Here is a 22,717-nt window from a genome sequence, read left to right on the forward strand (position 1 = left end):
GGGAGCGACACATGATTGACGCACTGACGACCCTCCTGTCCTCGCAGATGATGCAGCGTTCGCTGCTCGCCGCCCTGATCGTGGGCCTCACCGCCCCGATCATCGGCACCTACCTGGTCCATCGCCGCCTCGCCATGCTGGGCGACGGCATCGGCCACATCTCTCTGACCGGTGTCGCGCTGGGATGGCTGGCGGGCACGTTCGCGAACGTAAGCCCCGCCGACTCATGGGCGATCCCCGGCGCGGTCATCATCTCCCTGCTGGGCGCAATCACGATCGAGTTGGTGCGCCAGAGCGGTCGCACGTCCGGCGACACTGCCCTGGCCATGCTCTTCTACGGGGGCATCGCCGGCGGCGTCCTCCTGATCGGCCTGGCGGGCGGCACCTCCGCTCAGCTGAACTCCTATCTGTTCGGTTCGATCTCGACCGTGCGATGGAGCGACATTACGCTCATCACGCTCCTCGGGGTCGCAATCGTGGCGCTCGGGGTAGGCCTGGCCCCCGCGCTCTTCTCGGTGACCAACGACGAGGACTTCGCACGCTCGACGGGGCTGCCCGTGCGCACGCTGTCCCTGCTCATCGCTATCCTGTCGGCACTGACCGTGGCCGTCGCGATGCGGGTCGTCGGCTCGCTGCTGGTCAGCGCACTAATGGTTATTCCCGTGGCTATCGCCCAGCTCGGAGCACGTTCGTTCCGCTCCACGATGGGCATCGCGATGGCTCTCGGCGTCATCATCTGCACGTGCGGGCTGTCGCTGACGTACTTCGTTGACCTGTCGCCCGGTGCGACCATCGTTGTCGGCGCAATCTGTCTGTACGCGATTGGATTCACGATCCGGGCTATTGTGGACCGTATCCGCAGGGTGCGCAGGCTTCGCGCAGCCCGCGGCCACAACCAGCATCCGGAGCGCGAACCTCTCGCTCACGCAGACGCATCATGAGGAAGGGAACACCATGCAGCGCATGACGAAGCAGCGTCAGGCGGTCCTCGATGAGCTGACCCGTGTCAGTGACTTCCGCAGCGCCCAGCAGATCTTCGAAGACCTCCACGTCCAGGGACAACGCGTGGGCCTGGCGACCGTGTACCGCTCGCTCCAGAGCCTCGCGGACGACGGTCGCGTCGACACGCTGCGCTCCTCCGACGGCGAGACCCTGTACCGCTCGTGCACGACGCACCATCACCATCATCACCTGGTGTGCCGCGAGTGCGGTTTCACCAAGGAGATCGAGCAGTCGCAGATCGAGTCGTGGGTAGATTCGGTCGCAGCGGCACATGGATTTGGAGATGTCGAGCATTCCCTGGAGCTCTTCGGGGTGTGCGCATCCTGCCAGTCGAAGAAGTGACCTACTGAGGCTGTATCAGCCACGACGAGGCCTGGGAAGCGGACGACGCTTTCCCAGGCCTCGTCCGTAGGTTAGGATAGGCTTCGTTTGGTTAGCCTCAGTCTGGGAGTGTCATGTTCGCCGCCGGAATCGACTCCATGGTCCCCGCCTTTGCGCGCGAGGGTATCTGGCTCTTCGTCTTCCTTTTTGTGGTCGTTTTCTTCCGCGCGCAGGCGACTTACTGGCTGGCTCGCGGCGCTGCCTCCGGCGCAGTCCTGGCGACAGGACGACAGGGCTTCCTGGGCGCCATGGCCCGCTGGTTCGACGGCCCGGTTCCCCGCAAGGGCGCGGCCATGCTGGACAAGTGGGGCATCATCGCCATTCCCCTATGCTTCCTGACGGTAGGCATCCAGACGGCGATCAACGCGGGCGCGGGCCTCGTGCGCATGCGCTGGAGCACCTACACGATTGCCATGATCCCAGGCTGCGTCCTGTGGGCACTGCTGTACGGCCTCGGCACGCTCGCCGTTTTTGCCGCGGCGATTCGAGCCGTCGCCGGTTCCCCCTGGGGCTGGGCTGGCCTCGCCCTCATCATCGCGTTGATCGCTGCGAAGATCGTGTGGGGCCGCCGTAAGCGCCGCGCGGTCGACGCCGCGCTGGCCTCTGACGAGGCCTAGGACTGCGCGACGCGGTCGATCGCGCCGCCGAAGCGGCGGTCTCGCCCCGCGTACTCCTCCAGGCACCCCCACAGCTCCTCGCGGTCGAACGCGGGCCAGGGGATGTTGACGAACATCATTTCCGCATACGCCATCTGCCACAGCAGGTAGTTGGACAGGCGCTGCTCCCCCGACGTGCGGATCATGAGGTCAACGTCGGGCACGTCGGGCAGGTAGAGGTGGCGTGAGAGCGTCTTTTCTGTCACGCCGCGCGGGCTGAGGCGCCCCGCCGCCACGCCCTCGGCGATGGACCGGGCGGCATCCGCCAGCTCGGCCCGACCACCGTAGTTCACGCACATGATCAGGTCGAGAGCCTTGCAGTGCGAGGTCGCCCGATCAGCCTTCTCCAGCGCGTTGATGACGCTCTTCCACAGCTTGGGCCGGCGCCCACTCCACCGCACGTGCACGCCCCACTGGGCGAGCTGGTCGGTACGCCGCGCGAGCACGTCGGAGGCGTAGTTCATGATGAAAGAGACTTCGGCGGGCGAACGTTTCCAGTTTTCCGTGGAGAACGTGTAGACGCTCAGGTAGCGCACACCCGCGTCGATCGCGCCGGCGATCGTGTCCATGAGGGCGTACTCCCCCGCCCGATGTCCCTCGGTGCGCGCCAGGCCTCGGCTATTGGCCCAGCGCCCGTTTCCGTCCATGATGAGGGCGACGTGCTCGGGCACCTCACCCTTACGAAAGACGGGCGCCTCGCAGTGCCACTGGCCGGGCCCGAGCAGCGGCGCGGTTGGGTCGTTCGGTGCGCGGTCCATGGGGGTGGGTCGCAGGTCCGTCATGGGTGACTCCTATCGATGACGCTCAGCGAGCGGAGGCGACGTTCCAGATGCCATTGAGTGTACGAGGAAATGAGGCCCGAGGCCTCGGTGCGCGCGTAGGGTTCGCACCGGTCGGCCCGCTCCCAGTCGCCGCTGAGCAGCTGACCGAGGAGGGCCACCGTGTCGGGCGCGGGCGAGGAGGCGCCGGGCGGTCGGCAGGTATCGCAGACGGTGCCACCGTCGGGGATGGAGAACGAGGTGTGCGGCCCCTGGGTGCCGCACACGGCGCAGTCGAAGCAGGAGGGCGCCCATCCGGCGAGAGCGAGGGCGCGCAGCGTGTAGGACGTGCGAATGAGGGTCGGGTCGTGTCGGCCTCGTGCCAGGGCGTTGAGGGCCCCTAGGAGGAGCAGGTATTGGGAGTGGGTGCCGTCGTGAGCGTCCGCGGTGAGGCGCTCGGCAGTTTCGACGACGACGGTGGCCGCGAGGTAGAGGTCGTAGTTGGCGGCGATGGCATCGCCGTATTGGGCGATCGAGGCGACCTGGGTGAGGGTGTCGAGAGTGCGGCCTCGATGGAGCTGCGCATCGATGACGGAGAAGGGTTCGACGCGTGCGCCGAACTTTGAGGTCGTCTTGCGCACTCCCTTGGCGACGGCGCGCACCTGCCCATGCTCGGCAGTTAGCAGCGTGATAATGCGATCCGCTTCGCCCAGCTTGTGGGTGCGTAGGACGATCGCCTCGTCTCGATAGGACTTCATCACACGAACATTGTGTCACGGCCACGCGACTTGGGAGAGGAGGCCCGGCCCGCATCGCATGACGCGAAATCTGTTGTGAAGTGCGCTGTCACATCGCTCGACAAGCGCCCCCGCGTGCGCTGTCAACAATATATGAGAAACTGACAGCGTGGTCGGTTACACAGCCGGCAAACGGTTTTCGAGTAGCTAGTTTCTTCGTAACTGGATATGGTTTACCCATAACCGTCGAAGGAAGGAAACAAATGGCTCCGCCGATTGATGCCCGCGAAAAGCTTGGCACCGCACTGCGCCAGGCCCTGACACAGACCCCGCTGTCAAAGATCTCTGTCAGCGCACTGACACGCTCCGCCGGGGTCACCCGTCAAGCGTTCTACTACCACTTCAACTCCCTCAACGACCTCAATGCCTGGGTTTTCCGCACGGAAGTCACAGCGCACCTGACCACCAGTTCGGGAGAATGGCTCGACGCCATCGAAGCGACCATGACGTGGATGCACGCCCATCACGACGAGACCGCCGCCGCCATGAAAACCATCGAGGCGAACGACCTGTGGGCGTTCCTGGCCTCCCACATTCAGGAACTCATCGAGTCCCGCCTCCCCAGCTCCGCCTCGGCCACGGCGCGCGACGTCGTCGCCCAGCACTTCGCTCTGGCGACCACCGCCCACATGGCTCAGTGGATGCTCTCCGGCCTGGAGGTCAACCCCTCGCTCGCGATTGCGCGCATGCGAGTGCTCATGACCGACCAGACCACCCCGGCTCTGGGTCGCCTCGCCAAGTGATGCGGTAGTTCCCACCAACCGCACGAGGGTAGACATAGCTCTCGTCAGGCCCCGGCCTCGTTCCAACGAGACCAGGGCCTGACGCATATCCGCAACATAATCGTGACAACCAATCCCTAGACGCGTAACCAGGGCCTCGCTATAAGATTGGTCAGTTCTGTCTAGACAGGCAGTAGGCAGCTCCGCGAATTTGCATGTATAGTCCGCACGTAACCTCATCGTTTCTTGTCGCCGAGGATCACTGATGCCCCACCCCGATGCGAAAGAGCGGCTCGCACGCGCCCTGCGCGACGCCCTCACGACCGTCCCCCTGTCGAAGGTGACGGTTTCCGGAATCACGCGCACCGCCGGCGTGACACGCCAGGCCTTCTACTACCACTTTTCTGACATCCGCGACCTGACCGTGTGGGTCTTCAAGCGCGAGGTCGCCGACCAGATCATCGCCCAGGCTACCTACGAGGACTGGTCCGATGGACTGCTCGCCATGTTCGTGTGGATGCAGAACCACCCCGAAGAGACCCGTTCCGTCGTCTCCTCCCTCGGCATGGAGGACCTGCAGATCTTCCTCCACAAGCAGCTGCGCGCGGTCATGGAACCCATCGTCGATCAACACTGCATCGATCTGCGGGTCACCGAAGACGATCGAGTGTTCGTCACCGACCACTTCACTCTCGCCATTCTCGGCCACGTCTCCCAGTGGCTCGCAACCGGCATGAGCACCGACCCCTACATCCTCACCGAGCGCATCGCCCGCGTGCTCGACGGCCAGGTGCGCCGATCCCTTGAGGCCCTCGCGGCCGCCCCCATCCCGGACGCCCAGCGCACCTGACAACACGACGAACCCCGGCCTCGTTTCTCCATCAACGAGGCCGGGGTTCGCCCTATCTGTCTGCGAGCGCTTAGCGCAGGGCTCGGTTGACCGCCGAGATGACGGCCTTGTAGGACGCGCGCGTGATCGAGGAGTCGATGCCAACGCCCCACACGATCTGCCCGTCGACCGCGGCCTCCACGTAGGCGGCGGCGCGGGCGTCGCGGCCCTGGCTCATCGCATGCTCGGAGTAGTCGAGGATGCGCACATCGAGATCGAACTCGTGAAGCGCCGAGACGAAGGCGTCGATCGGGCCCGTACCCGTTGCCTGCACCTTCACGGTCTCGCCGCCGTCCGTGAGCGTCGCGTTGAGCTCGACGTGCTCGTCGTCGATCGACGAGACCTGCGAGGAGCGCATCTCGAAGCGACCCCACGGCTCCAGACCGGGAGCGGCACTCGTGGGCAGGTATTCGTCCGCGAAGATCTGCCACAGCGTGGCCGCGTTGATCTCGCCACCGTAGGTGTCGGTGTGGCGCTGCACGATGCGAGAGAACTCCACCTGCAGGCGGCGCGGTAGCTCCAGGGCGTGCGCCGTCGACATGAGGTAGGCGACGCCACCCTTGCCGGACTGCGAGTTCACGCGCACCACGGCCTCGTACGAGCGGCCCACGTCGTGCGGGTCGATCGGCAGGTAGGGCAGCTCCCACACGACCGCTTCCTCGTCGCCGCCGGCCGCGTCCACCTTGGCCTTGCGGGCGGTGAAGCCCTTCTTGATCGCGTCCTGGTGGGAACCGGAGAAGCTCGTGTAGACCAGATCGCCGACGTAGGGGGCACGCGGCGAAGTCTCCATCTGCGTGCAGTACTCGACCGTGCGGCGAATCGCGTCCACGTCGGAGAAGTCGATGCCCGGATCGATGCCCTGGCTGAACAGGTTCAGGCCCAGCGTCACCAGGTCGACGTTACCGGTGCGCTCGCCCTGGCCCAGCAGGCAGCCCTCAATGCGGTCCGCGCCGGCCAGGAGTGCCAGCTCGGCCGTCGCCACGCCCGTGCCGCGGTCGTTGTGGGGGTGCACGGACAGGGCCACGTACTCGCGGCGGCTCAGGTTGCGGCTCATCCACTCGATCTGATCCGCGAAGACGTTCGGGGTGGAACGCTCGACCGTGGAAGGCAGGTTCAGGACGATCTCGCGACCCTCGCCCGGCTCCCACACGTCCATGATGGACTCGCACGCCTCGAGGGCAAAATCCAGCTCGGTGTCCACGAAGATCTCGGGCGAGTACTCGAAACCGAAGATCGTCTCATCGCCCAGGCGCTTCTCAGCCTGCGCAATAATCTCGCGCGCACCGGACTGGGCGAGCTCGATCGTCTGCGCCTTATCAGCGTGGAAGACGACCTCGCGGAACACGGGGGCCGTCGCATTGTAGAGGTGCACCGTCGCGCGCGGGAAGCCGACCATGGCCTCGACCGTGCGCTCGATCAGCTCGGAGCGAGACTGCGTGAGCACCGAGATCGTCACGTCCTCGGGCACCGCATCATCCTCGATGAGAGAGCGCACGAAGTCGTAGTCCGTCTGCGAAGCCGCGGGGAAACCGATCTCGATCTCCTTATAACCCAGCTTAATGAGCAGGTCGAACATGCGGCGCTTGCGGGCCGGATCCATCGGCTCGATGAGGGCCTGGTTGCCATCGCGCAGGTCGGTGGACATCCAGCGCGGTGCCTTCGTGATGCGCTTGGAGGGCCACTGGCGATCCGGCAGGTCCACGGGATTCGTATCGAGGAACGGCCGATACTTACGAATCGGCATGCGCGAGCCGGAGGGGACGGGAACAGCGGATGTAGTCTTCACGCTTCGTAGTCTATCGACGAGGCCGGGCACGCGAGCAGGCGCTGCGCATACTGGACGTGAGATGCGGCGCGCTCCCCACCCAGCATTGACAAAGAAAAACGCTCAAAAATATGTACGCCTCTGCGTTCATATGTCATGATAATTGGGTCCAATGTCCCACACACTGACGCGCGGAGCAGCCATGACTTCTCTTTTGTTAGCCCAATCTTTTACCCCATCGACGACTGCCGTCGCGGGTAACGTCTTCCTGACAGCCGTCGTCGGGCTCCTTCCGCTCGTCGTCTTCTTCGTCCTCATGGGTGTCTTCAAGGTCGCCACCCACTGGTGCTCGATCATCTCCCTGGTGCTCTCCCTGGGCATCGCGGTCTTCGCCTTCAAAATGCCCGTCGGTATGGCGCTCCTGTCCGGAACGCAGGGCGCCGCGATGGGCTTTATGCCGATCATCTACATCATCATCGCTGCCGTGTGGCTCTACAACCTCACCGAGAAGTCGGGACGCAGCTCCGACCTCAAGGCTGTTTTTAATACGATCGGCCGCGGCGACCAGCGCGCCCAGGCCCTCATCGTCGCTTGGTGCTTCTGTGGCCTGCTCGAGGGCTTGGCCGGCTTCGGCGCCCCCGTGGCCATCACCTGCGCCATGCTGGTGACCCTCGGCGTCCCGAAGATCAAGGCCGCCGTCGTCACCGTCGTCGGCAACGCCATCAACGTTGGCTTTGGCGCCATGGCCATCCCCACGACCACCGCCGGCAAGCTCGGTGGTGCAGAGCCCGTCGTCGTCGCCGGCGACATGGGACACCTGACCTGGATCTTCTGTCTGTTCATCCCCCTTCTCCTGCTGTTCATCCTGGACGGAGGGCGCGGCGTGCGACAGCTCTGGCCCCTCGCCCTCGTCGCCGGCCTTGCTGCCGGTGCGGGCCACTTCTTCACTCCTTCCATCTCCTACGAGCTGACCGCCGTCGTCGCCTCCCTGCTCGGCTTCGCTGCCTGCTACGTCTTCCTCCTTTTCTGGGGCCCGACGACCCCCGCGGAGTGCGCAACCGAGGCCGACGAGGCCGACAAGCCCACCGGCTCGCGCATCGGACTGGCCCTGCTGCCCTACGTCCTCGTCGTCGTCATCATCGCGATCACGAAGCTGGCCAAGCCGGTCGCTGCCTTCTTCTCCTCGACGGACGTGAAGATCCCGTGGCCCGGTATCTACGGCAACCTGCTGACCGCCGACGGATCCCCCTCGACCGCAGCCAACTACAACCTGCAGATCCTGTCCAACCCCGGCACCTGGATCTTCGTCACCGGCATCATCGTCGCCATCGTCTACGGCACGAACTCCTCGAACGGCCGTTTCCAGACCTCCGTGGGTGAGATGTTCGCGGTCCTGCCGCGCACCATCTACTCGCTGCGAATGGCCATCCTGACGATCGCCTCCGTCATGGCCCTCGCCTTCGTCATGAACTTCTCGGGCCAGACCACCTCGATCGGCGCCGCACTGGCGACGACGGGCGCGGCCTTCGCGTTCCTCTCCCCCATCCTGGGCTGGATCGGCACGGCCGTCGCCGGATCCGCGACCTCGGCGGGCGCTCTCTTCGCGAACCTGCAGTCGACCGCCGCAGCCGGCGCGGGCCTCGACCCGTCGATCCTGCTGGCCGCCAACACCATCGGCGGCGGCCTGGGCAAGATCGTGTCCCCGCAGAACCTCGCGATCGCCGCGACCGCGGTGGATTCGAAGGGCTCCGACGCGGAAATCCTCAAGAAGGCCGCCCCCTACTCGATCGGCCTGCTCCTGGTGCTGTGCACCCTGGTGTTCGTCGCATCCCAGGGCTGGCTGGGCGCCTACATGCCGCACTGATCGGCGGCTCATGGGCTCGGGAGGTCCCGGGAAGCAAGTTGCTTCCCGGGACCTCCCCCTTGTAGGCTCCTAACAGAAGTACGGACAAAGGGGAGATGGCAGTGCCCGACTTGAGTTTTTCGAGCGATGCCTTACGCACGGCCGCGCAGTACGTCGACGAAGCAGCAACCTGCACCGAGGTGACTCCTCCTACGGGGGATCCCTGCAGCCATGTCTACGCGCAACGGGTCAGCAAGCCGATCAATGACCTCAACGACGAAGAGACCGCCATCCAGGACGAACTCAAGGCAATGCACTCCGACATGCTGGAGACGCTCCAGGCATTTGAGGACATGGAGAACACGATCGCCAGTTCCTTCAACGCGTCCAACGAGGGATGACACAGATGGTCACGAAAACTGAACTATACGCGCTTGACCTATCGTCTTTTACAACCGCGATTGAAAGCCTCGACAAGCAGCTGCGAGCCAATCGGGAGAAGTTAGACGACATTGCCCATGCGAAGGAGATACTTTCTTCAAACATGCAGGGACAGAGCGCCCAGGCGATGATCTCCAAGCTGGACACGCTCGAGCAGCGGATCAACGCTCACATGACTGCGATCCAACAGACGCAGGCGGCCCTCACCACCTACCGCACCAACAAGCAGCAGCTCCAACGCAACGTTATCGATTACGTTAACGGAGTAGAACTCGATGGTTTTGCCGTTTCCAATGTCTGGACAATCCGTCCCTCGGACACGATGCTCGCAATGCTTTCTCCGGTCTACATTGGTGCAAAATTCATCGCAGCTGCCACTAAGCAGCAACGACTCACTGCGCTCGTAGAAACGTTTGAACGATACGACCTTCAAGCTTCTCTTGATTCCGGCTCAGATGTCCAGCCTTTTACAACATCGGGCGGGTTCTCGACTATCGAACCCGACCGAACCATAGCCTGGGACAATGACTTTCCTCATGGTTCGAAAGCGGGGCAGGACACTCCTGAGGACCATTACAATTGGTGGAAATGGAAAGCGATGCTTGAAATCGGTGCCCGAGGGATCAAGAACATCCCGGATGCCGCTAACTTCTATGCACATTTCCGGGATAATACCGGCACTCCAATGACATTTGATTACGAGAGAGCCTACAAAGAGGATGCTGGTGTCCGGAACCGCGTCAACGCGCGCGTTAATGACTCGCTACAGGCAGCTAATGAAGCGGTCTCTGCCGGAATGACTGAAACTACACTCTACTCCCCTGCAACTTCTGAGGGCCCCTATCCGGTAACCGAAAACTGGCGCAAAACAATCGGCGGCCACACGAACTACACGACAACAAACGTCGAGGTGTCTGGGGACACCGTCACCGCAACAGTGACCGTTCACGCTCGCGATAGATACAACTTCGATAGAGACAAAGCCGACATCGACTCAGGAACACCTGACGCGGTCAACGGGCGTTTTGAAGAACTCGGCTGGGCACAGAGCTTCGACACAAGCGGAAGTTTGACTCAGACATACACTTGGAAAGTAGGCGAAGAGCCACCAACACTCCCAACGGATACCACAGAAAGCGAGAGCGGACGAGGACTCAGGGGTAGAAACCGATGAAGATATCACAACTACTTTCCACGGATGGCTTAGACCAGCTCTTTCCCGTGCACGAGTATTTTCAAATACTAGATCGGGATGTCACTCTCATCGTGGAGGAAACACTGCTCGGCCCGTCTGATCGACTTCTTATAATATTTGCACGTGCAAATAACGAATGGCGTGACGTTCTTGCCGAGCACTGCGCAGGAGAATATACCAGGGAGCTTCACTTGCCCGCAGATCACGCTCATCTCAATAATGAAACATGGTACACGGGCCAAGACCTGCCATCCTTCCTTGGAATCAGCCACCACCCGACAGACGTGGCCATTTGCGGGAATTACGTGTATATCTCGATGTTTTTCGGAGCTTGATCAATGAAAGCAGTCTTTCGCCTGTCCCTTCCGATACTTGCCGTCGCGGCGCTCGCCGCCGCGTGCAATCCGTTCGTGCACAAGGCAACACCTCAGTACCCGAAGGATCCGCGTTTCTCTGAGTTCGTCTTCAGAAGCGATGAAGAGCCCACCGTCAAGGACCGGACGGACTCCGTGAACGTGCGTTGGCCAAATATGGAGGCGAGCGAGGCGCACCTCACCATCGCTTATTCCAGCCAAACAGGTTTCCTCCCCGACAAGGACCCCGAGTTCTGGCTGACCGCTGTTGCCACCGTCCCCGACGAGACGATCCAGCTCCTCGCAGAGGGTGCAGCCACCGACACACTCCTGCCTGGAATCTATCCTCATCTCTACGAGTACGTGCCCCAGGGATGCAAGTTCACGACGATCGACCCGGAGTTCGCGGACAAGGCCCTCGCGCCGGATAAGGAGAAGATCCCACACGATTTCGGCCCCATGGACATACAAGCGCTCGCCGTGTCCGAAGATTGCCACCTTCTCGTGTTCACCGCACTCGGCCACTCCTGAGCTCCACAGACCTCCCCTCCGTTTTCAACCGCGCCCCGGCCTCGTCAATGACAGTCCAAAGGACCAGCCAAGGAAAGCCATGAAGCTCTCACTCAAGACCATCGTGCCGCTGCTTGCGGTTGCGGCGCTCACCACCGCCTGCAACCCGTTCACGCACAAGAATACGCCGACGGCTGCTCCAACTCAGTACCCGCAGGACCCGCGCTTCTCTGCATTCACGTACGACACAGCTGATGAACTGAAGGTCGAAGAACGAGTCGATGTCTTCAACACGTATATGCCTAAGCTGGGGGCAACCGCCGGACACGTTGTTGTAGCCTATTTTCGGGATGGCGCGTCCCGGATGCCGACACCCGACCGCCAATTCTGGGTGACCGGCGTTGCCGAAGTCCCCGATACGACAATCACCATGCTCGTCGACGACAACATCGGCGCTTCATCGTTACTGCCCGGCATCCATCCCAGCCTGTACGAGTACGTGCCCGAGGGATGTACTTTCACGACCGTTGACCCCGCCGTTGCCAACAAGGTCCTCGGCACTGATCCGGAAGCCATCTATTCAGAATGGGGATCGTTCGAGATCCGCGAGTTTGCTGTCTCTGCCGACTGCAATCTCATTATCGTCACCGGCGATGGCCTGGACGCCTAGTACCAATATTCAGGACACTCATGAAGCTCCCCCTCAAGGCCCTCGTGCCACTACTCGCCATCGCGGCTCTCGCCACCGCGTGCAACCCCTTCACCCCCAGGAACACGCCGACGGCTGCTCCAACTCAGTACCCGCAGGACCCGCGATTCGCCGAATTTGTCTACAAGAGCGATGAAGAGCCAACAGTTCAGGACCGGATGGACTCCGTGAACCTACGTTGGCCGAACATGGAGGCGAGCGAGGTGCACGTCGTCGTCGAGTATTCCCCAGCACTTGCCTTTATCCCCGCACAGGACCCCGAGTTCTGGCTGACCGCTGTTGCCACAGTCCCCGACGAGACGATCCAGCTCCTCGCAGAGGGAGAAACCACCAACACACTGCTACCCGGCATATATCCTCATCTCTACGAGTACGTACCCCAGGAGTGCAAGTTCACGACGATCGACCCGGAGTTCGCGGACAAGGCCCTCGCACCCGATAAGTCGAGTATTCCCGACGATTTCGGCCCCATGGACATAGAAGCGTTGGCCATGTCCGAAGATTGCCACCTTCTCGTCTTCACCGCCCTCGGCCACTCCTGAGCCCCAGGGACCTCCCACTCGTCCTCTCCACCGCACCCCGACCTCGTCCATTTCCGAGGCCGGGGCGAACGTATGCGCAGACGAAACCATCGCAAAACCGAAAAACGAAAACTCACCCTGAGCTAAGTCGCGCCCCGAAGGTCCTAAAACGCCCAATGAGAGGCCTATTTTCGTTGATTATCGGCAGAGATTTTTCCGCAAGATAAAGCGGATATATCAGCCTCTCCCGAGTTGTCTGGACAAAAACGGTCGCTGGGACCTCGGACCCAGCCATAACCTGGGCTGGACAGCACCCACGAGGAAGGATCCCCCAGTGCGCATCGCTCTCTTTTCCACCTGCCTGGCAGACGTCATGTTCCCCCAGGCTGCCCAGGCCACAGTGACCCTGCTTGAACGCCTCGGCCACGAGGTTGTCTTCCCTGAAGACCAGGTCTGCTGCGGACAGATGCACGCAAACACCGGCTACTTCGAAGACGCCGCGAAGATTACCCGCAACCACGTCAAGACGTTCGAGCCCGTGCTCGACGGCCAGTGGGACGCTATCGTCGTCCCCTCCGGCTCCTGCACCGGTGCAGCGCGCCACGAGCAGAAGGTCGTCGCCGAGCACGTGGGCGACGAGCGTCTCGCGAAGCAGTCCCAGCGCATCGCTGAACACACCTACGACCTCACCGAGCTCATCACCGACGTTCTCGGCCTCGAGGACGTGGGCGCGTACTTCCCCCACACGGTCACGTACCACCCGACCTGCCACTCGCTGCGTGTCGCCAAGGTCGGCGACCGCCCCTACCGCCTCCTGCGCGCCGTTGAGGGCCTGACCCTCGTCGACCTGCCCGACGCCGAGGTCTGCTGCGGTTTCGGCGGCACCTTCGCCATGAAGAACTCCGAGACCTCCACCTCGATGCTCGCGGACAAGGTCACCAACGTGATGTCCACGCGCGCCGAGGTCCTCGTCATGGGCGACTACTCGTGCCTCATGCACGTCGGCGGCGGCCTCTCGCGTCTCAACTCGGGCATCCGCCCGATGCACCTCGCCGAGATCCTGGCATCCACCAAGGATCAGCCCTTCGAGGGCAACATCTCCTTCGCACCCGAAAGCGCACAGGTGATCTGACATGACCGCAACGTTCATCGGAATGCCCTCCGCCCCCGAGTCGCACACCGGCGGATGGCGCACCACCGTCACCATCCCCGAGGACACCCTCCGCTGGGGCCCCACCTTCCCGGAAGGCGCCCACAAGACGCTGGCCAACACCCAGATGCGCCGCAACCTGGGTCACGCCACCCGTACGATCCGTACCAAGCGCGGACAGCGCGTCGCGGAGATGCCGGACTGGGAGGATCTGCGTAACGCCGCCGAGGCCGTCAAGTTCGAGGTCGAGTCCCGCATGCCCGAGCTCCTCGAAGAGTTCGAACGCAACGTGACCGCCCGCGGCGGCATCGTCCACTGGGCGCGCGACAAGCACGAGGCCAACCGCATCATCGCAGACATCATCAAGTCCAAGGGCGTTGACGAGGTCGTCAAGGTCAAGTCCATGGCCACCCAGGAGACGAACCTCAACGAGTACCTGAAGGACCAGGGCATTCACGCTCGCGAGACCGACCTCGCCGAGATGATCGTCCAGCTGGCCGACGACATGCCCAGCCACATCGTGGTCCCCGCGATTCACCGCAACCGCTCCGAGGTTCGTGGCATCTTCCTGGATCGCATGGAGGACGCTCCTCGCGACCTCTCCGACGATCCGACCGAGCTGACCGCCGCGGCACGCTCCCACCTGCGTAAGAAGTTCCTGCACGCCAAGGTTGCTGTCTCCGGCACCAACATGGGCGTCGCGGAAACCGGCACGGTCTCCATCTTCGAGTCCGAGGGCAACGGCCGCATGTGCTTGACCCTGCCCGACACGCTCATCACCCTGATGGGCATCGAGAAGCTGGTCCCCCGCTTCCAGGACATCGAGATTTTCTCCCAGCTCCTGCCTCGTTCCGCCACCGGCGAGCGTATGAACCCCTACACCTCCATGTGGACGGGCGTCACCCCCGGCGATGGCCCCCAGGAATTCCACCTCATCCTCATGGACAACGGCCGCACCAAGGTCCTCGCCGACCCGATCGGACGCCAGGCCCTCGCATGCATCCGCTGCGGCTCGTGCATGAACATCTGCCCGGTGTACCAGCACACTTCCGGCCACGCCTACGGCTCCGTCTACCCGGGCCCTATCGGCGCAATCCTGACCCCGCAGCTCACCCAGGGCCTCGACGAGCACGATCCCGTGCACACCCTGCCCTTCGCGTCCTCCCTGTGTGGAGCCTGCGGCGAGGTCTGCCCCGTCAAGATCGACATCCCCACGATCCTTATTCACATGCGTGCGCGCACGGTTGACGTCAAGCGCAACCTTGTGCCGGACGTGTGGGACCTCGCGATGGGCCTCTCTACCCCGGTCATGTCGAACGCGAAGCTGTGGAAGGCCGCGAACGTGCCGACCAAGGCGACACGCCTCTTTGCGAAGAAGGGCGCCATCGGCGCACTGCCCTTCCCGGCCTCGCTGTGGACCCGCGCGCGCGACCTGCCGGTCGCTCCCAAGGAGACCTTCCGCGAGTGGTGGAAGCGCACCCACAAGGATTCCGACGCCAACGCGCCTCGCACCGACGCCCCAGCGACGGGCATCCCGCTCGCGTCCGAGCATGGCATGACCACCAACACGACCCCTAAGGAGGCGTGACATGAGCACCACCACCATGGACGCGAAGACCGCGATCCTGGCTCGCGCACGCGACGCCATCTCTCGTTCTCAGCAGGGCCGTCCGGTGCGCCCGATTCCCCGCGACTACATCCGCTCCACCGAGCACGCGCCCGGTTCCGATGCGGTCATCGAGGAAATGATCGAGACACTCGAGGACTACTCCGCGCAGGTCGTCGTGGTCTCCAAGGAGTCCGAGGTCGCCGACGCGATCTCGAAGTTCCTGGCCGACCAGAAGGCCACCTCCGTCGTGGTCCCCACCGGCCTGGACGAAGCCTTCAAGAAGGCCGCCGCCCGCGACGGCCGCACGGTGCGCGAGGATTCCCGCGAGCAGGCGATCCCAACGCTGGAGCTGGACGAGATAGACGCCGTCGTCACGCGTTGCCGCGTCGCGATCTCCCTGTCCGGCACGATCGTCCTCGACGGTGAGCCCGACCAGGGTCGCCGCGCGATCTCGCTCGTGCCCGACACCCACGTCGTCGTGCTCAAGGCGTCCGACATCGTTCCCACGGTGCCCCAGGCCGTTGAGATCCTCGGCAAGAACCCGACCCGTCCGATGACCTGGATCGCCGGCGGCTCGGCAACTTCCGACATCGAGCTGGTCCGCGTCAACGGCGTGCACGGCCCCCGCTTCCTGCGAGTCGTCATCGTCAAGTGACCTAATCACAACACGGTGCCCGGCTGCCTCACGGCAGCCGGGCACCATGCTTATCTGGGCCGAGACCCACCTGATGTTTCCCCTGCGACAGAGTCTCAGCGCAGGTAGCGTCCCGTCACCGAGGCCTCGCTGTCCACGATATCGCTCGGAGTGCCCTGCGCGACGATACGACCACCTTCAATGCCGCCGCCCGGGCCCATATCAATGACCCAGTCAGCGCAACGGATCAGGTCCAGGTCATGCTCGATGACGAGGACCGTCGCTCCACGCTCAATGAGGTGCTGGAGCACGTTCAGGAGGACCTGCACATCATACGGGTGCAGGCCGATCGTCGGCTCGTCGAAGACAAAGAGAGTGCCCTCCTGGCGCCTACCCATTTCGGAGGCAAGCTTGAGGCGCTGGGCCTCGCCACCAGAGAGGGCGGGAGTGGCCTCCCCCAGCGTCAGGTAGCCCAGGCCGAGGCCGGCCAGGGTCTCGAGGAGCGCGCCCGCTTTCTTCAGCCCACGCACGGCCATCCGTGCCTCGTCCACGCTCATCGCCATGATATCGGGCAGGCTCAGCCCATCGCGGCGGATCTGCGACGCCCGCGCGCCGTAGCGGCTCCCTCGACAATCTGTGCACTCAATGTCCACGTCAGGCAAAAATTGCACATCCAGGGTGATCTGCCCGGTACCGTCACACGTGGGGCATCGAAGCGAACCCGTGTTGTACGAGAATGCCCCGGGCTTCAGCCCAGCAGCCTGCGCCTCCTCGGTACGCGCAAACGCCCGGCGCAGCTCATCCAGGACACCGGAGTACGTGGCCACGGTCGAGCGCACGTTCACTCCGATCGGCGTCGCGTCGATCAGGTTCACCCGTGAGATACCGGCGGCATCCACGTCGCGCACGTGCGCGGGCAAAGGCTCACCTGCAAGGCGCGCACGCAGCGCGGGAACTAGCGACTCAAGGACGAGTGTCGTCTTACCCGACCCACTGACGCCCGTGACGGCCGTCAACGAACCCAGCGGAATATCAACACTCAGGGGCCGCACCGTGTGGATCTGGTTAGTCTCCAGGTGAAGCACACCGCGCCCATCGATATCCGCGCCCTGATCCGACTCCCCCGCTGCACGCTCAACCCGACGGACCCCAGCCATGTACGGGCCGATGCGGGACGCGGGGGCGTGGGAGGCCTCGTTGATGGGGCCCTGGAAGATGACGCTACCACCGTCCACTCCCGCTCCGGGTCCGATCTCGATCAGGTGATCCGCGGCTGCGAGGACACGTGTGTCATGGTCGACGACGACAGCGGAATTCCCGTCGGCGAGGAGTTCCCGGATGATCGCCAGGACGCCGTCGACGTTGGAGGGGTGTAGGCCAATGGTCGGCTCGTCCAGCACGTAGAGGACCCCAGTCGTCCGGTTGCGTACGGCACGGGCGAGCAGCATGCGCTGGCGCTCACCGTTGGACAACGTCGAGGACGCGCGGTCGAGGGACAGGTAGGACAGGCCGAGCTGCACGAGGCGATCCATCGGCTCGGTCATCTCCTCAACGATGACGCGAGCCATGGGAGCTACCTCATCCGGAACGAGGCCGGGGACGCGCTGGACCCACTCGCGCAGCTCCGTGAGCGTGAGGCGCGAGGCCTCGCCCAGGTCGATGCCCTCGATCAACGTGGAGCGCACACGTTCCCCCAGGCGCGTGCCGTCGCACGCGGGGCATGTGCGGGTGACGAGGTATTTTTCCACGCGGGCGAGGGCCTTCTCATCTTTCGCCTTCGACAAGGCGTTTTCGACCGTGGCGACCGCATTGAAGTAGGTGAAGTCCAGCTCCGCGCCGCCGGTCTTGGTGGGGACGACGATGTGACGTTTCTCGGCGGGCCCCTCGTAGACGATCGCCTTCTCCGCATCGCTCAGGTCCCGGAAGGGCACGTTCGTGCGCACACCCATTTCACGGGCGACGTCCTTCATGAGCTTCCACATAAGGGATCCCCACGGGGAAACCGCGCCCTCGTCAATAGTGAGGGATTCATCGGGCACGAGGGACGCTCGGTTGACGACGCGCTGGACGCCCGTCCCCTCACACACCGGGCACGCACCGCCCGAGTTAAATGCCATCTCCTCCGCACCGAGGCCGTAAAAGGAGGCTGCACACTGCGGGCACGTGAGAGGCACTTCTAGGGCCACGTTGCGCGAGGGCGGGACGCGGTGCCCGTTGGGGCACAGGTAGGAGCCAACGCGCGAGAACAGCAGGCGCAGGTAGTTGAGAAGCTCCGTCGCCGTACCGAAGGTAGAGCGCACGTCGGGTACACCTGGGCGCTGGCGCAGCGCGAGCGCGGCGGGCACGTGCGCAACCTCGTCGACCGAGGCCTTGGCAGCCTGGGAGATGCGCCGACGCGTGTAGGTCGCCAGGGACTCCAGGTAACGCCGCGATCCCTCTGCATAGAGCGTGCCCAGGGCCAGGGAGGATTTGCCCGACCCGGACACGCCCGCGACTGCGACGAACGCGTTCAGGGGAACGTCAACGTCCACGTTTTTCAGGTTGTGGACGCGGGCGCCGCGCACGCGGATGACACTGGGCATATCAGAATCCGAGGCGTCCCAGCATCTTCGGGTCGGACTGCCAGTCCTTCGCGGTGCGCACGTGCAGGTCAAGGTAGACGCGGCGGCCCAGCAGCTCCTCGATGTGCGCGCGGGCCTGGGTGCCGATCTGCTTGAGGCGGCTTCCCTTGCGGCCGATGATGATGGCCTTCTGGGAGTCGCGCTCGACGTAGACGTTCACGTGAATGTCGAGCATGGGCGGGCGGTCGTCGCCCTCGCGACGCGGCCTCTCGATGATCTCCTCGACCTGGACGGCCAGGGAGTGCGGCAGTTCGTCGCGCACACCCTCCAGGGCGGCCTCGCGGATGAACTCGGCGATCAGGGTGTCGCGGGACTCGTCGGTGACGTCACCCTCGGGGTACAGCGGCGGCGACAGGGGCACAGTCTGCGCGAGGACCTCGCGCAGGTGGTCGATGCCCTTGCCTTCCACGGAGGAAACCGGCACAATGGCGGCCCACTCCCCCAGCTTTTCGATGGACAACAGGTGCTTCATGACGCGCTCGCGCGGCACGGCGTCGCACTTGGTCGCCACAGCGATGATCGGCCGCTTGATGCCGCGCAGTTCGCGTGCGATGAACTGGTCGCCGGGGCCGATGCGCTGGTCGGCGGGCAGGCAGAAGAGCACGACGTCGACCTCGGAGAGGGCCTCGCGCACCATGTCGTTGAGTCGCTTGCCCAGCAGCGTGCGCGGGCGGTGGTATCCGGGGGTGTCCACGAGCACCAGCTGGTAGTTGTCCCCGTGCACGATGCCGCGAATGTTGTGACGCGTCGTCTCGGGACGGCCCGAGGTGATCGCAATCTTGTGCCCGACCAGCGCGTTCGTCAGGGTTGACTTACCGACGTTGGGACGCCCGACGATCGAAACGAAGCCGGCGCGGAAGTCCTCCGGGAAGTCCGGCATCTCGATGGTCGCGGCGGCGTCCTCGCGCAGGGAAGCCAGCGAGGTCATCGCCTCGAAGGCATCGAGGTCGGCGTCCTCCTCGTCCTCCAGGCCCTCGAGGTCCTCGTACTCGTCGTCGTCCTCGTCTTCCTCGGAGTCTTCAAAGTCCTCGTCATCGCCGGGCTGCGCCCCGGCCTCGTCCTCAGTGTCGTCGCTGACGCCGACGTCGATCTGCGCACGAGCGTCGGCTTCCGGATCGGCGGCGTCGGGTGCGACCTCAATGCGAGCGTCGCCGAAGGCGTTGGGGCCGGCCATGAGTTCATCGTCGGAGGGGAATCGCATGTCAGTTGTCCTTGTCGTCGGCGGGGTTGAGATCGGAGGTCAGGAGCTGCGCGTCGGGGTCGAGACGGCAGAGGATCGTGGAGACTTGGCGGCGGCGTCCACGCGCCTCTTCCGCCGTCATTATGACGCCGGCGAGGGTGCCGGTCGCACCGGGCAGGGGCACCCGCCCAATCGCCTTGGCGAGCAGGCCGCCGACGGAGTCGACGTCCTCGTCTTCGATCTCGCGGTCGAGGAGCTCGCCCAGCTCGGAGATCGGGTAGCGCGCGGGCACGCGCCACACGCCCGGCTCGACTTCCTCGGGTTCGATGGAGTGGCGGTCGTGTTCGTCGGTCAGCTCGCCGACGACCTCCTCGAGGAGATCCTCGAGCGTGACCAGGCCAGCAACGCCGCCGTACTCATCAATGACGATGGCCATGTGGAAACGTTCTGCCTGCATCTGGCGCAGCATGTCGTCCGCGGGCTTCATTTCGACGGCGAACTCGGCGGGGCGCATCATCTGCTCGGCGCGCATGTCGAGCTGGCCGCCCGTGGCCTCCCAGCGCGACACGAGGTCCTTGAAGTATAGGATGCCGCGGATGTCGTCCACGTCATCGCCGACGACGGGTACGCGGGAGAAGCCGGAGCGCACGAACAGGCGCAGGGCGGAGGGGGCGGGCGTGTCGGCGTCGATGGTCACCATGTCGGTGCGCGGCACCATGACCTCGCGCACGAGCGTGTGTCCAAGGTCCAGGACGGAGCGGACCATGTCGCGGTCCTCTTCCTCAAAGCTCTCGGGCTCGCCGACCTCATCGACGATCTCGCGCAGGTCGGAGATGAGTTCGGCGCGCACCTGGGCCTCGGTGGGCTCGGGGGCGGGGCGCGAGGAGCGCACGCGGGTCAGGAGGGGGTCAACCAGGTGGCTAAGACGCGCAAGGCGGTCCGCGAACCTGGTGCCCGCCAGGGCGATACCCTCGGGGTTGCGCGCGCCCCACTGGGCGGGCAGGAAGGACACGAAGAGCAGATGCAGGGCCGCGATCACCAACACCGCAATGAGGGCGACCGCCCACCACGGCAGACGGGTATCGACCAGGATAATCGTGCCCATGACCGCGTAGACGACCTGCCAGAAAGTACGGAAGGCGCGCAGCGACAGCAGGGTGCGCTGGCGATGATCGACGAGGCCGTAGAGGACGCGCGCGTTCCGGCGCTGTTCCTCGATGAGGTCCTCGACGCCGGCCAGGGTTAGGCGCTGGACGGCCTGCTCGACGCTCTGGGCGACAGACGCGAACACCAGGGCGATGACCGCGAGGACCAGGAGCGCCACGGAGGGCACGTCCAGGATCGACGAGGCCGGGGATGCCTGCAGGGGAAGGATCATCGGGAGGCCAGGAAGGTCAGCAGGAGCTTGCGCTGGAGCGCGAACATGACCTCGCGCTCGGCGTCGGTCGCATGATCGTAGCCCAGGAGGTGCAGCATGCCGTGCGTGGCCAGGAGGAGCATTTCCTCGGCGGCGCTGTGGCCGGACTCGGCGGCCTGGCGGGCGGCGACCTGCGGGCAGATGCAGATATCACCGAGCATGCCGGGGGGCGTGGGGTGATCCGCCGTGCCGGGGCGCAGCTCGTCCATGGGGAAGCTCATGACGTCGGTGGGGCCGGGCAGGTCCAGCCAGCGCACGTGCAGGTCTTCCATCGGCTCGGGCTCGATGAAGATGATGTTGACTTCCGCGTCGGAGCTGACATGCATCTGGTCGAGCACGTAGTCGGCCAGCGCGGAAAACTCGGCTTCGTTGATCTCGTAGTCGGTCTCGTTGATGACCTCGGTCATGACGTGTACTCCCTGCGTGCGGTGTTGTGGCTGCGCGTGCGTGCGCGACGCGCGGCGTTTCGATCGTCAAAGCGCTGGTAGGCATCAATGATCGCGCCGACCAGCTCGTGGCGCACGACGTCGGCGCTGGTCAGGTGGCAGAACTCGATATCGTCGATGTCGCCGAGGATGTTTTCGACGACGGACAGGCCCGAAGTCTGGCTGCCGGGCAGGTCGATCTGCGAGGCGTCGCCCGTGACGACGACCTTGGAGCCAAAACCCAGGCGGGTGAGGAACATCTTCATCTGGCCGACCGTCGTGTTCTGGGCCTCGTCCAGGATGATGAAGGAGTCGTTGAGGGTGCGTCCGCGCATGTACGCCAGGGGCGCGACCTCGATCGTGCCGGCGGCCATGAGCTTGGGCAGGGCCTCGGGGTCGAGCATGTCACCCAGGGCGTCGTAGAGGGGACGCAGGTAGGGGTCGATCTTGTCGGTGAGGGAGCCGGGCAGGAAGCCGAGGTTCTCCCCCGCCTCGACGGCCGGGCGGGTCAGGACAATACGGCGGACCTCGCCGGAGAGGAGGCGGCGGACGGCTTGTGCCATCGCCAGATAGGTCTTGCCGGTGCCCGCGGGGCCAATGCCGAAGACGACGGTCGCGCGGTCGATGGCGTCCGTGTAGGCCTTCTGGCCGGGGGTCTTGGGGCGAATCGAACGCCCGCGCGCGGAGAGGATCTCTTCCGTGGGGGCTTCGCCCGAGGTGAGACGTCCGAGCAGACCAACGGCCTGCTCGACAGCGGTGGCGTCCAGGGCGGTGCCGCGCCGGGCCATGCCGATGAGTTCTTCGAGGAGGCCCGCGGCCACGTCGATGTCGGCCTGGGTGCCGGCCAGCGAGATTTCTCGCCCGGTGACGAGGAAACGGACGTGCGGGAAGCCGCGTTCAAGGGCGCGCAGGACCTGGTCTGCGACGCCGAGGACCACGATCGGGTCCATGTCTGCGGGGATGGTGACGCGCCCCGTGGTGTGTGCGAGGGTGGCCGCCGCGAGCGCCGGCGCTGTGTTCTCCGTAGTCATACTGCTTCCATTCTACGCTGGAGCGCCCCTCCACAGGCTTCACGTTGCCCTCTCACGCAGTGACCCCGGACGCATCGGAGCGACGCGGTGGATGGTTCCCGGATGCAT

22 protein-coding genes are annotated in these 22,717 nt (G+C 64.4%); 14 read left to right on the forward strand and 8 right to left on the reverse strand.

Features of this window, described 5'->3' with window-relative positions; genetic code table 11:
- Positions 1-11: 11 nt before the first annotated feature.
- From FOC40_RS08150 to FOC40_RS08160, 3 genes are all read left to right on the forward strand, one after another.
- Positions 12-941, forward strand: a complete 930-nt coding sequence (locus tag FOC40_RS08150) for a metal ABC transporter permease (protein WP_003793125.1) — start codon at positions 12-14, stop codon at positions 939-941.
- Between the two features lie 13 nt (positions 942-954).
- Positions 955-1,344 (forward strand): Fur family transcriptional regulator, encoded by a 390-nt coding sequence (locus tag FOC40_RS08155; protein ID WP_003794796.1) that lies wholly within the window; start codon positions 955-957, stop codon positions 1,342-1,344.
- Positions 1,345-1,457: 113 nt separating this feature from the next.
- The gene (locus FOC40_RS08160) at positions 1,458-2,000 is read left to right on the forward strand and encodes a hypothetical protein (protein ID WP_003794794.1); all 543 of its coding nucleotides are present in this window, start codon (positions 1,458-1,460) and stop codon (positions 1,998-2,000) included.
- Here the strand turns inward: FOC40_RS08160 and FOC40_RS08165 are convergent.
- A complete protein-coding gene (locus FOC40_RS08165) occupies positions 1,997-2,821 on the reverse strand; it encodes an isoprenyl transferase (RefSeq protein ID WP_003794793.1) in 825 nt (274 codons plus the stop codon). The two genes, FOC40_RS08160 and FOC40_RS08165, sit on opposite strands and share 4 nt — an antisense overlap.
- Positions 2,818-3,555, reverse strand: a complete 738-nt coding sequence (gene recO / locus FOC40_RS08170) for a DNA repair protein RecO (protein ID WP_003794791.1) — start codon at positions 3,553-3,555, stop codon at positions 2,818-2,820. Before recO ends, FOC40_RS08165 begins: the two co-directional genes overlap by 4 nt.
- A gap of 242 nt (positions 3,556-3,797) precedes the next feature.
- Here recO and FOC40_RS08175 point away from each other — a divergent pair, with 242 nt between their 5' ends.
- Both FOC40_RS08175 and FOC40_RS08180 read left to right on the forward strand, forming a co-directional pair.
- Positions 3,798-4,337, forward strand: coding sequence for a TetR/AcrR family transcriptional regulator (locus tag FOC40_RS08175; protein WP_003794789.1), 540 nt, complete (start codon positions 3,798-3,800; stop codon positions 4,335-4,337).
- Positions 4,338-4,581: 244 nt separating this feature from the next.
- Positions 4,582-5,166 carry a TetR/AcrR family transcriptional regulator gene (locus FOC40_RS08180; protein ID WP_003794788.1) on the forward strand — a complete coding sequence of 195 codons (585 nt, stop codon included), beginning with the start codon at positions 4,582-4,584 and terminating at the stop codon, positions 5,164-5,166.
- 70 nt (positions 5,167-5,236) lie between these two features.
- Here the strand turns inward: FOC40_RS08180 and leuA are convergent, their stop codons facing one another.
- Complete coding sequence (gene leuA, locus FOC40_RS08185; protein ID WP_039929287.1) at positions 5,237-6,991, reverse strand: 2-isopropylmalate synthase; 1,755 nt, start codon at positions 6,989-6,991, stop codon at positions 5,237-5,239.
- A gap of 181 nt (positions 6,992-7,172) precedes the next feature.
- Between leuA and FOC40_RS08190 the strand changes: the two genes are divergently transcribed.
- The 9 genes from FOC40_RS08190 to FOC40_RS08230 all read left to right on the forward strand — a co-directional run bounded on the left by FOC40_RS08190 (position 7,173) and on the right by FOC40_RS08230 (position 15,956).
- A complete protein-coding gene (locus FOC40_RS08190) occupies positions 7,173-8,834 on the forward strand; it encodes an L-lactate permease (RefSeq protein ID WP_003794781.1) in 1,662 nt (553 codons plus the stop codon).
- A gap of 95 nt (positions 8,835-8,929) precedes the next feature.
- Positions 8,930-9,214, forward strand: coding sequence for a hypothetical protein (locus FOC40_RS08195; RefSeq protein WP_003794780.1), 285 nt, complete (start codon positions 8,930-8,932; stop codon positions 9,212-9,214).
- Complete coding sequence (locus tag FOC40_RS08200; protein WP_003794778.1) at positions 9,211-10,428, forward strand: hypothetical protein; 1,218 nt, start codon at positions 9,211-9,213, stop codon at positions 10,426-10,428. Before FOC40_RS08195 ends, FOC40_RS08200 begins: the two co-directional genes overlap by 4 nt.
- Before the next feature lie 359 nt (positions 10,429-10,787).
- Complete coding sequence (locus FOC40_RS08205; RefSeq protein ID WP_003794775.1) at positions 10,788-11,333, forward strand: hypothetical protein; 546 nt, start codon at positions 10,788-10,790, stop codon at positions 11,331-11,333.
- 79 nt (positions 11,334-11,412) lie between these two features.
- Complete coding sequence (locus FOC40_RS08210) at positions 11,413-11,982, forward strand: hypothetical protein (protein ID WP_003794774.1); 570 nt, start codon at positions 11,413-11,415, stop codon at positions 11,980-11,982.
- A gap of 20 nt (positions 11,983-12,002) precedes the next feature.
- Complete coding sequence (locus FOC40_RS08215) at positions 12,003-12,563, forward strand: hypothetical protein (protein WP_003794772.1); 561 nt, start codon at positions 12,003-12,005, stop codon at positions 12,561-12,563.
- Between the two features lie 313 nt (positions 12,564-12,876).
- Positions 12,877-13,674 (forward strand): (Fe-S)-binding protein, encoded by a 798-nt coding sequence (locus tag FOC40_RS08220; RefSeq protein WP_003794770.1) that lies wholly within the window; start codon positions 12,877-12,879, stop codon positions 13,672-13,674.
- A 1-nt stretch (position 13,675) separates the two neighbouring features.
- The gene (locus tag FOC40_RS08225) at positions 13,676-15,280 is read left to right on the forward strand and encodes a LutB/LldF family L-lactate oxidation iron-sulfur protein (RefSeq protein ID WP_003794769.1); all 1,605 of its coding nucleotides are present in this window, start codon (positions 13,676-13,678) and stop codon (positions 15,278-15,280) included.
- A 1-nt stretch (position 15,281) separates the two neighbouring features.
- On the forward strand, positions 15,282-15,956 hold the full coding sequence (locus FOC40_RS08230; RefSeq protein ID WP_003794766.1) for a LutC/YkgG family protein: 675 nt from the start codon (positions 15,282-15,284) through the stop codon (positions 15,954-15,956).
- 95 nt (positions 15,957-16,051) lie between these two features.
- Here FOC40_RS08230 and FOC40_RS08235 read toward each other — a convergent pair whose 3' ends face one another.
- From FOC40_RS08235 to FOC40_RS08255, 5 genes are read right to left on the reverse strand one after another with little or no spacing between them, the layout of a single operon-like run.
- Entirely contained in the window at positions 16,052-18,517 is a 2,466-nt protein-coding gene (locus FOC40_RS08235; protein ID WP_003794765.1) for a hypothetical protein, read from the reverse strand.
- A gap of 1 nt (position 18,518) precedes the next feature.
- Positions 18,519-19,757: a GTPase Era gene (era, locus tag FOC40_RS08240; protein WP_003794762.1), complete on the reverse strand. Its 1,239-nt coding sequence runs from the start codon at positions 19,755-19,757 to the stop codon at positions 18,519-18,521.
- 1 nt (position 19,758) lies between these two features.
- The gene (locus FOC40_RS08245) at positions 19,759-21,114 is read right to left on the reverse strand and encodes a hemolysin family protein (protein WP_003794760.1); all 1,356 of its coding nucleotides are present in this window, start codon (positions 21,112-21,114) and stop codon (positions 19,759-19,761) included.
- Positions 21,111-21,560, reverse strand: coding sequence for an rRNA maturation RNase YbeY (gene ybeY / locus FOC40_RS08250; protein ID WP_003793159.1), 450 nt, complete (start codon positions 21,558-21,560; stop codon positions 21,111-21,113). The genes FOC40_RS08245 and ybeY overlap by 4 nt, the downstream gene beginning before the upstream one ends.
- On the reverse strand, positions 21,557-22,609 hold the full coding sequence (locus FOC40_RS08255) for a PhoH family protein (protein ID WP_003794758.1): 1,053 nt from the start codon (positions 22,607-22,609) through the stop codon (positions 21,557-21,559). Before FOC40_RS08255 ends, ybeY begins: the two co-directional genes overlap by 4 nt.
- Positions 22,610-22,717: the final 108 nt, after the last annotated feature.

Source organism: Schaalia odontolytica (assembly GCF_009730335.1).
GTDB classification, from domain to species: domain Bacteria; phylum Actinomycetota; class Actinomycetes; order Actinomycetales; family Actinomycetaceae; genus Pauljensenia; species Pauljensenia dentiphila.

Excerpts from the sequence above, each read along its gene's own strand:
- FOC40_RS08155 (WP_003794796.1), top strand. The coding sequence starts at position 955 with ATGCAGCGCATGACGAAGCAGCGTCAGGCGGTCCTCGATGAGCTGACC.
- FOC40_RS08210 (WP_003794774.1), top strand. The coding sequence starts at position 11,413 with ATGAAGCTCTCACTCAAGACCATCGTGCCGCTGCTTGCGGTTGCGGCG.
- recO (WP_003794791.1), bottom strand. The coding sequence starts at position 3,555 with ATGAAGTCCTATCGAGACGAGGCGATCGTCCTACGCACCCACAAGCTG.
- FOC40_RS08165 (WP_003794793.1), bottom strand. The coding sequence starts at position 2,821 with ATGACGGACCTGCGACCCACCCCCATGGACCGCGCACCGAACGACCCA.
- FOC40_RS08230 (WP_003794766.1), top strand. The coding sequence starts at position 15,282 with ATGAGCACCACCACCATGGACGCGAAGACCGCGATCCTGGCTCGCGCA.
- FOC40_RS08175 (WP_003794789.1), top strand. The coding sequence starts at position 3,798 with ATGGCTCCGCCGATTGATGCCCGCGAAAAGCTTGGCACCGCACTGCGC.
- ybeY (WP_003793159.1), bottom strand. The coding sequence starts at position 21,560 with ATGACCGAGGTCATCAACGAGACCGACTACGAGATCAACGAAGCCGAG.
- FOC40_RS08200 (WP_003794778.1), top strand. The coding sequence starts at position 9,211 with ATGACACAGATGGTCACGAAAACTGAACTATACGCGCTTGACCTATCG.
- FOC40_RS08235 (WP_003794765.1), bottom strand. The coding sequence starts at position 18,517 with ATGCCCAGTGTCATCCGCGTGCGCGGCGCCCGCGTCCACAACCTGAAA.
- FOC40_RS08245 (WP_003794760.1), bottom strand. The coding sequence starts at position 21,114 with ATGATCCTTCCCCTGCAGGCATCCCCGGCCTCGTCGATCCTGGACGTG.
- FOC40_RS08215 (WP_003794772.1), top strand. The coding sequence starts at position 12,003 with ATGAAGCTCCCCCTCAAGGCCCTCGTGCCACTACTCGCCATCGCGGCT.
- FOC40_RS08255 (WP_003794758.1), bottom strand. The coding sequence starts at position 22,609 with ATGACTACGGAGAACACAGCGCCGGCGCTCGCGGCGGCCACCCTCGCA.
- era (WP_003794762.1), bottom strand. The coding sequence starts at position 19,757 with ATGCGATTCCCCTCCGACGATGAACTCATGGCCGGCCCCAACGCCTTC.
- FOC40_RS08225 (WP_003794769.1), top strand. The coding sequence starts at position 13,676 with ATGACCGCAACGTTCATCGGAATGCCCTCCGCCCCCGAGTCGCACACC.
- FOC40_RS08150 (WP_003793125.1), top strand. The coding sequence starts at position 12 with ATGATTGACGCACTGACGACCCTCCTGTCCTCGCAGATGATGCAGCGT.
- FOC40_RS08195 (WP_003794780.1), top strand. The coding sequence starts at position 8,930 with ATGGCAGTGCCCGACTTGAGTTTTTCGAGCGATGCCTTACGCACGGCC.
- FOC40_RS08190 (WP_003794781.1), top strand. The coding sequence starts at position 7,173 with ATGACTTCTCTTTTGTTAGCCCAATCTTTTACCCCATCGACGACTGCC.
- FOC40_RS08180 (WP_003794788.1), top strand. The coding sequence starts at position 4,582 with ATGCCCCACCCCGATGCGAAAGAGCGGCTCGCACGCGCCCTGCGCGAC.
- FOC40_RS08160 (WP_003794794.1), top strand. The coding sequence starts at position 1,458 with ATGTTCGCCGCCGGAATCGACTCCATGGTCCCCGCCTTTGCGCGCGAG.
- FOC40_RS08205 (WP_003794775.1), top strand. The coding sequence starts at position 10,788 with ATGAAAGCAGTCTTTCGCCTGTCCCTTCCGATACTTGCCGTCGCGGCG.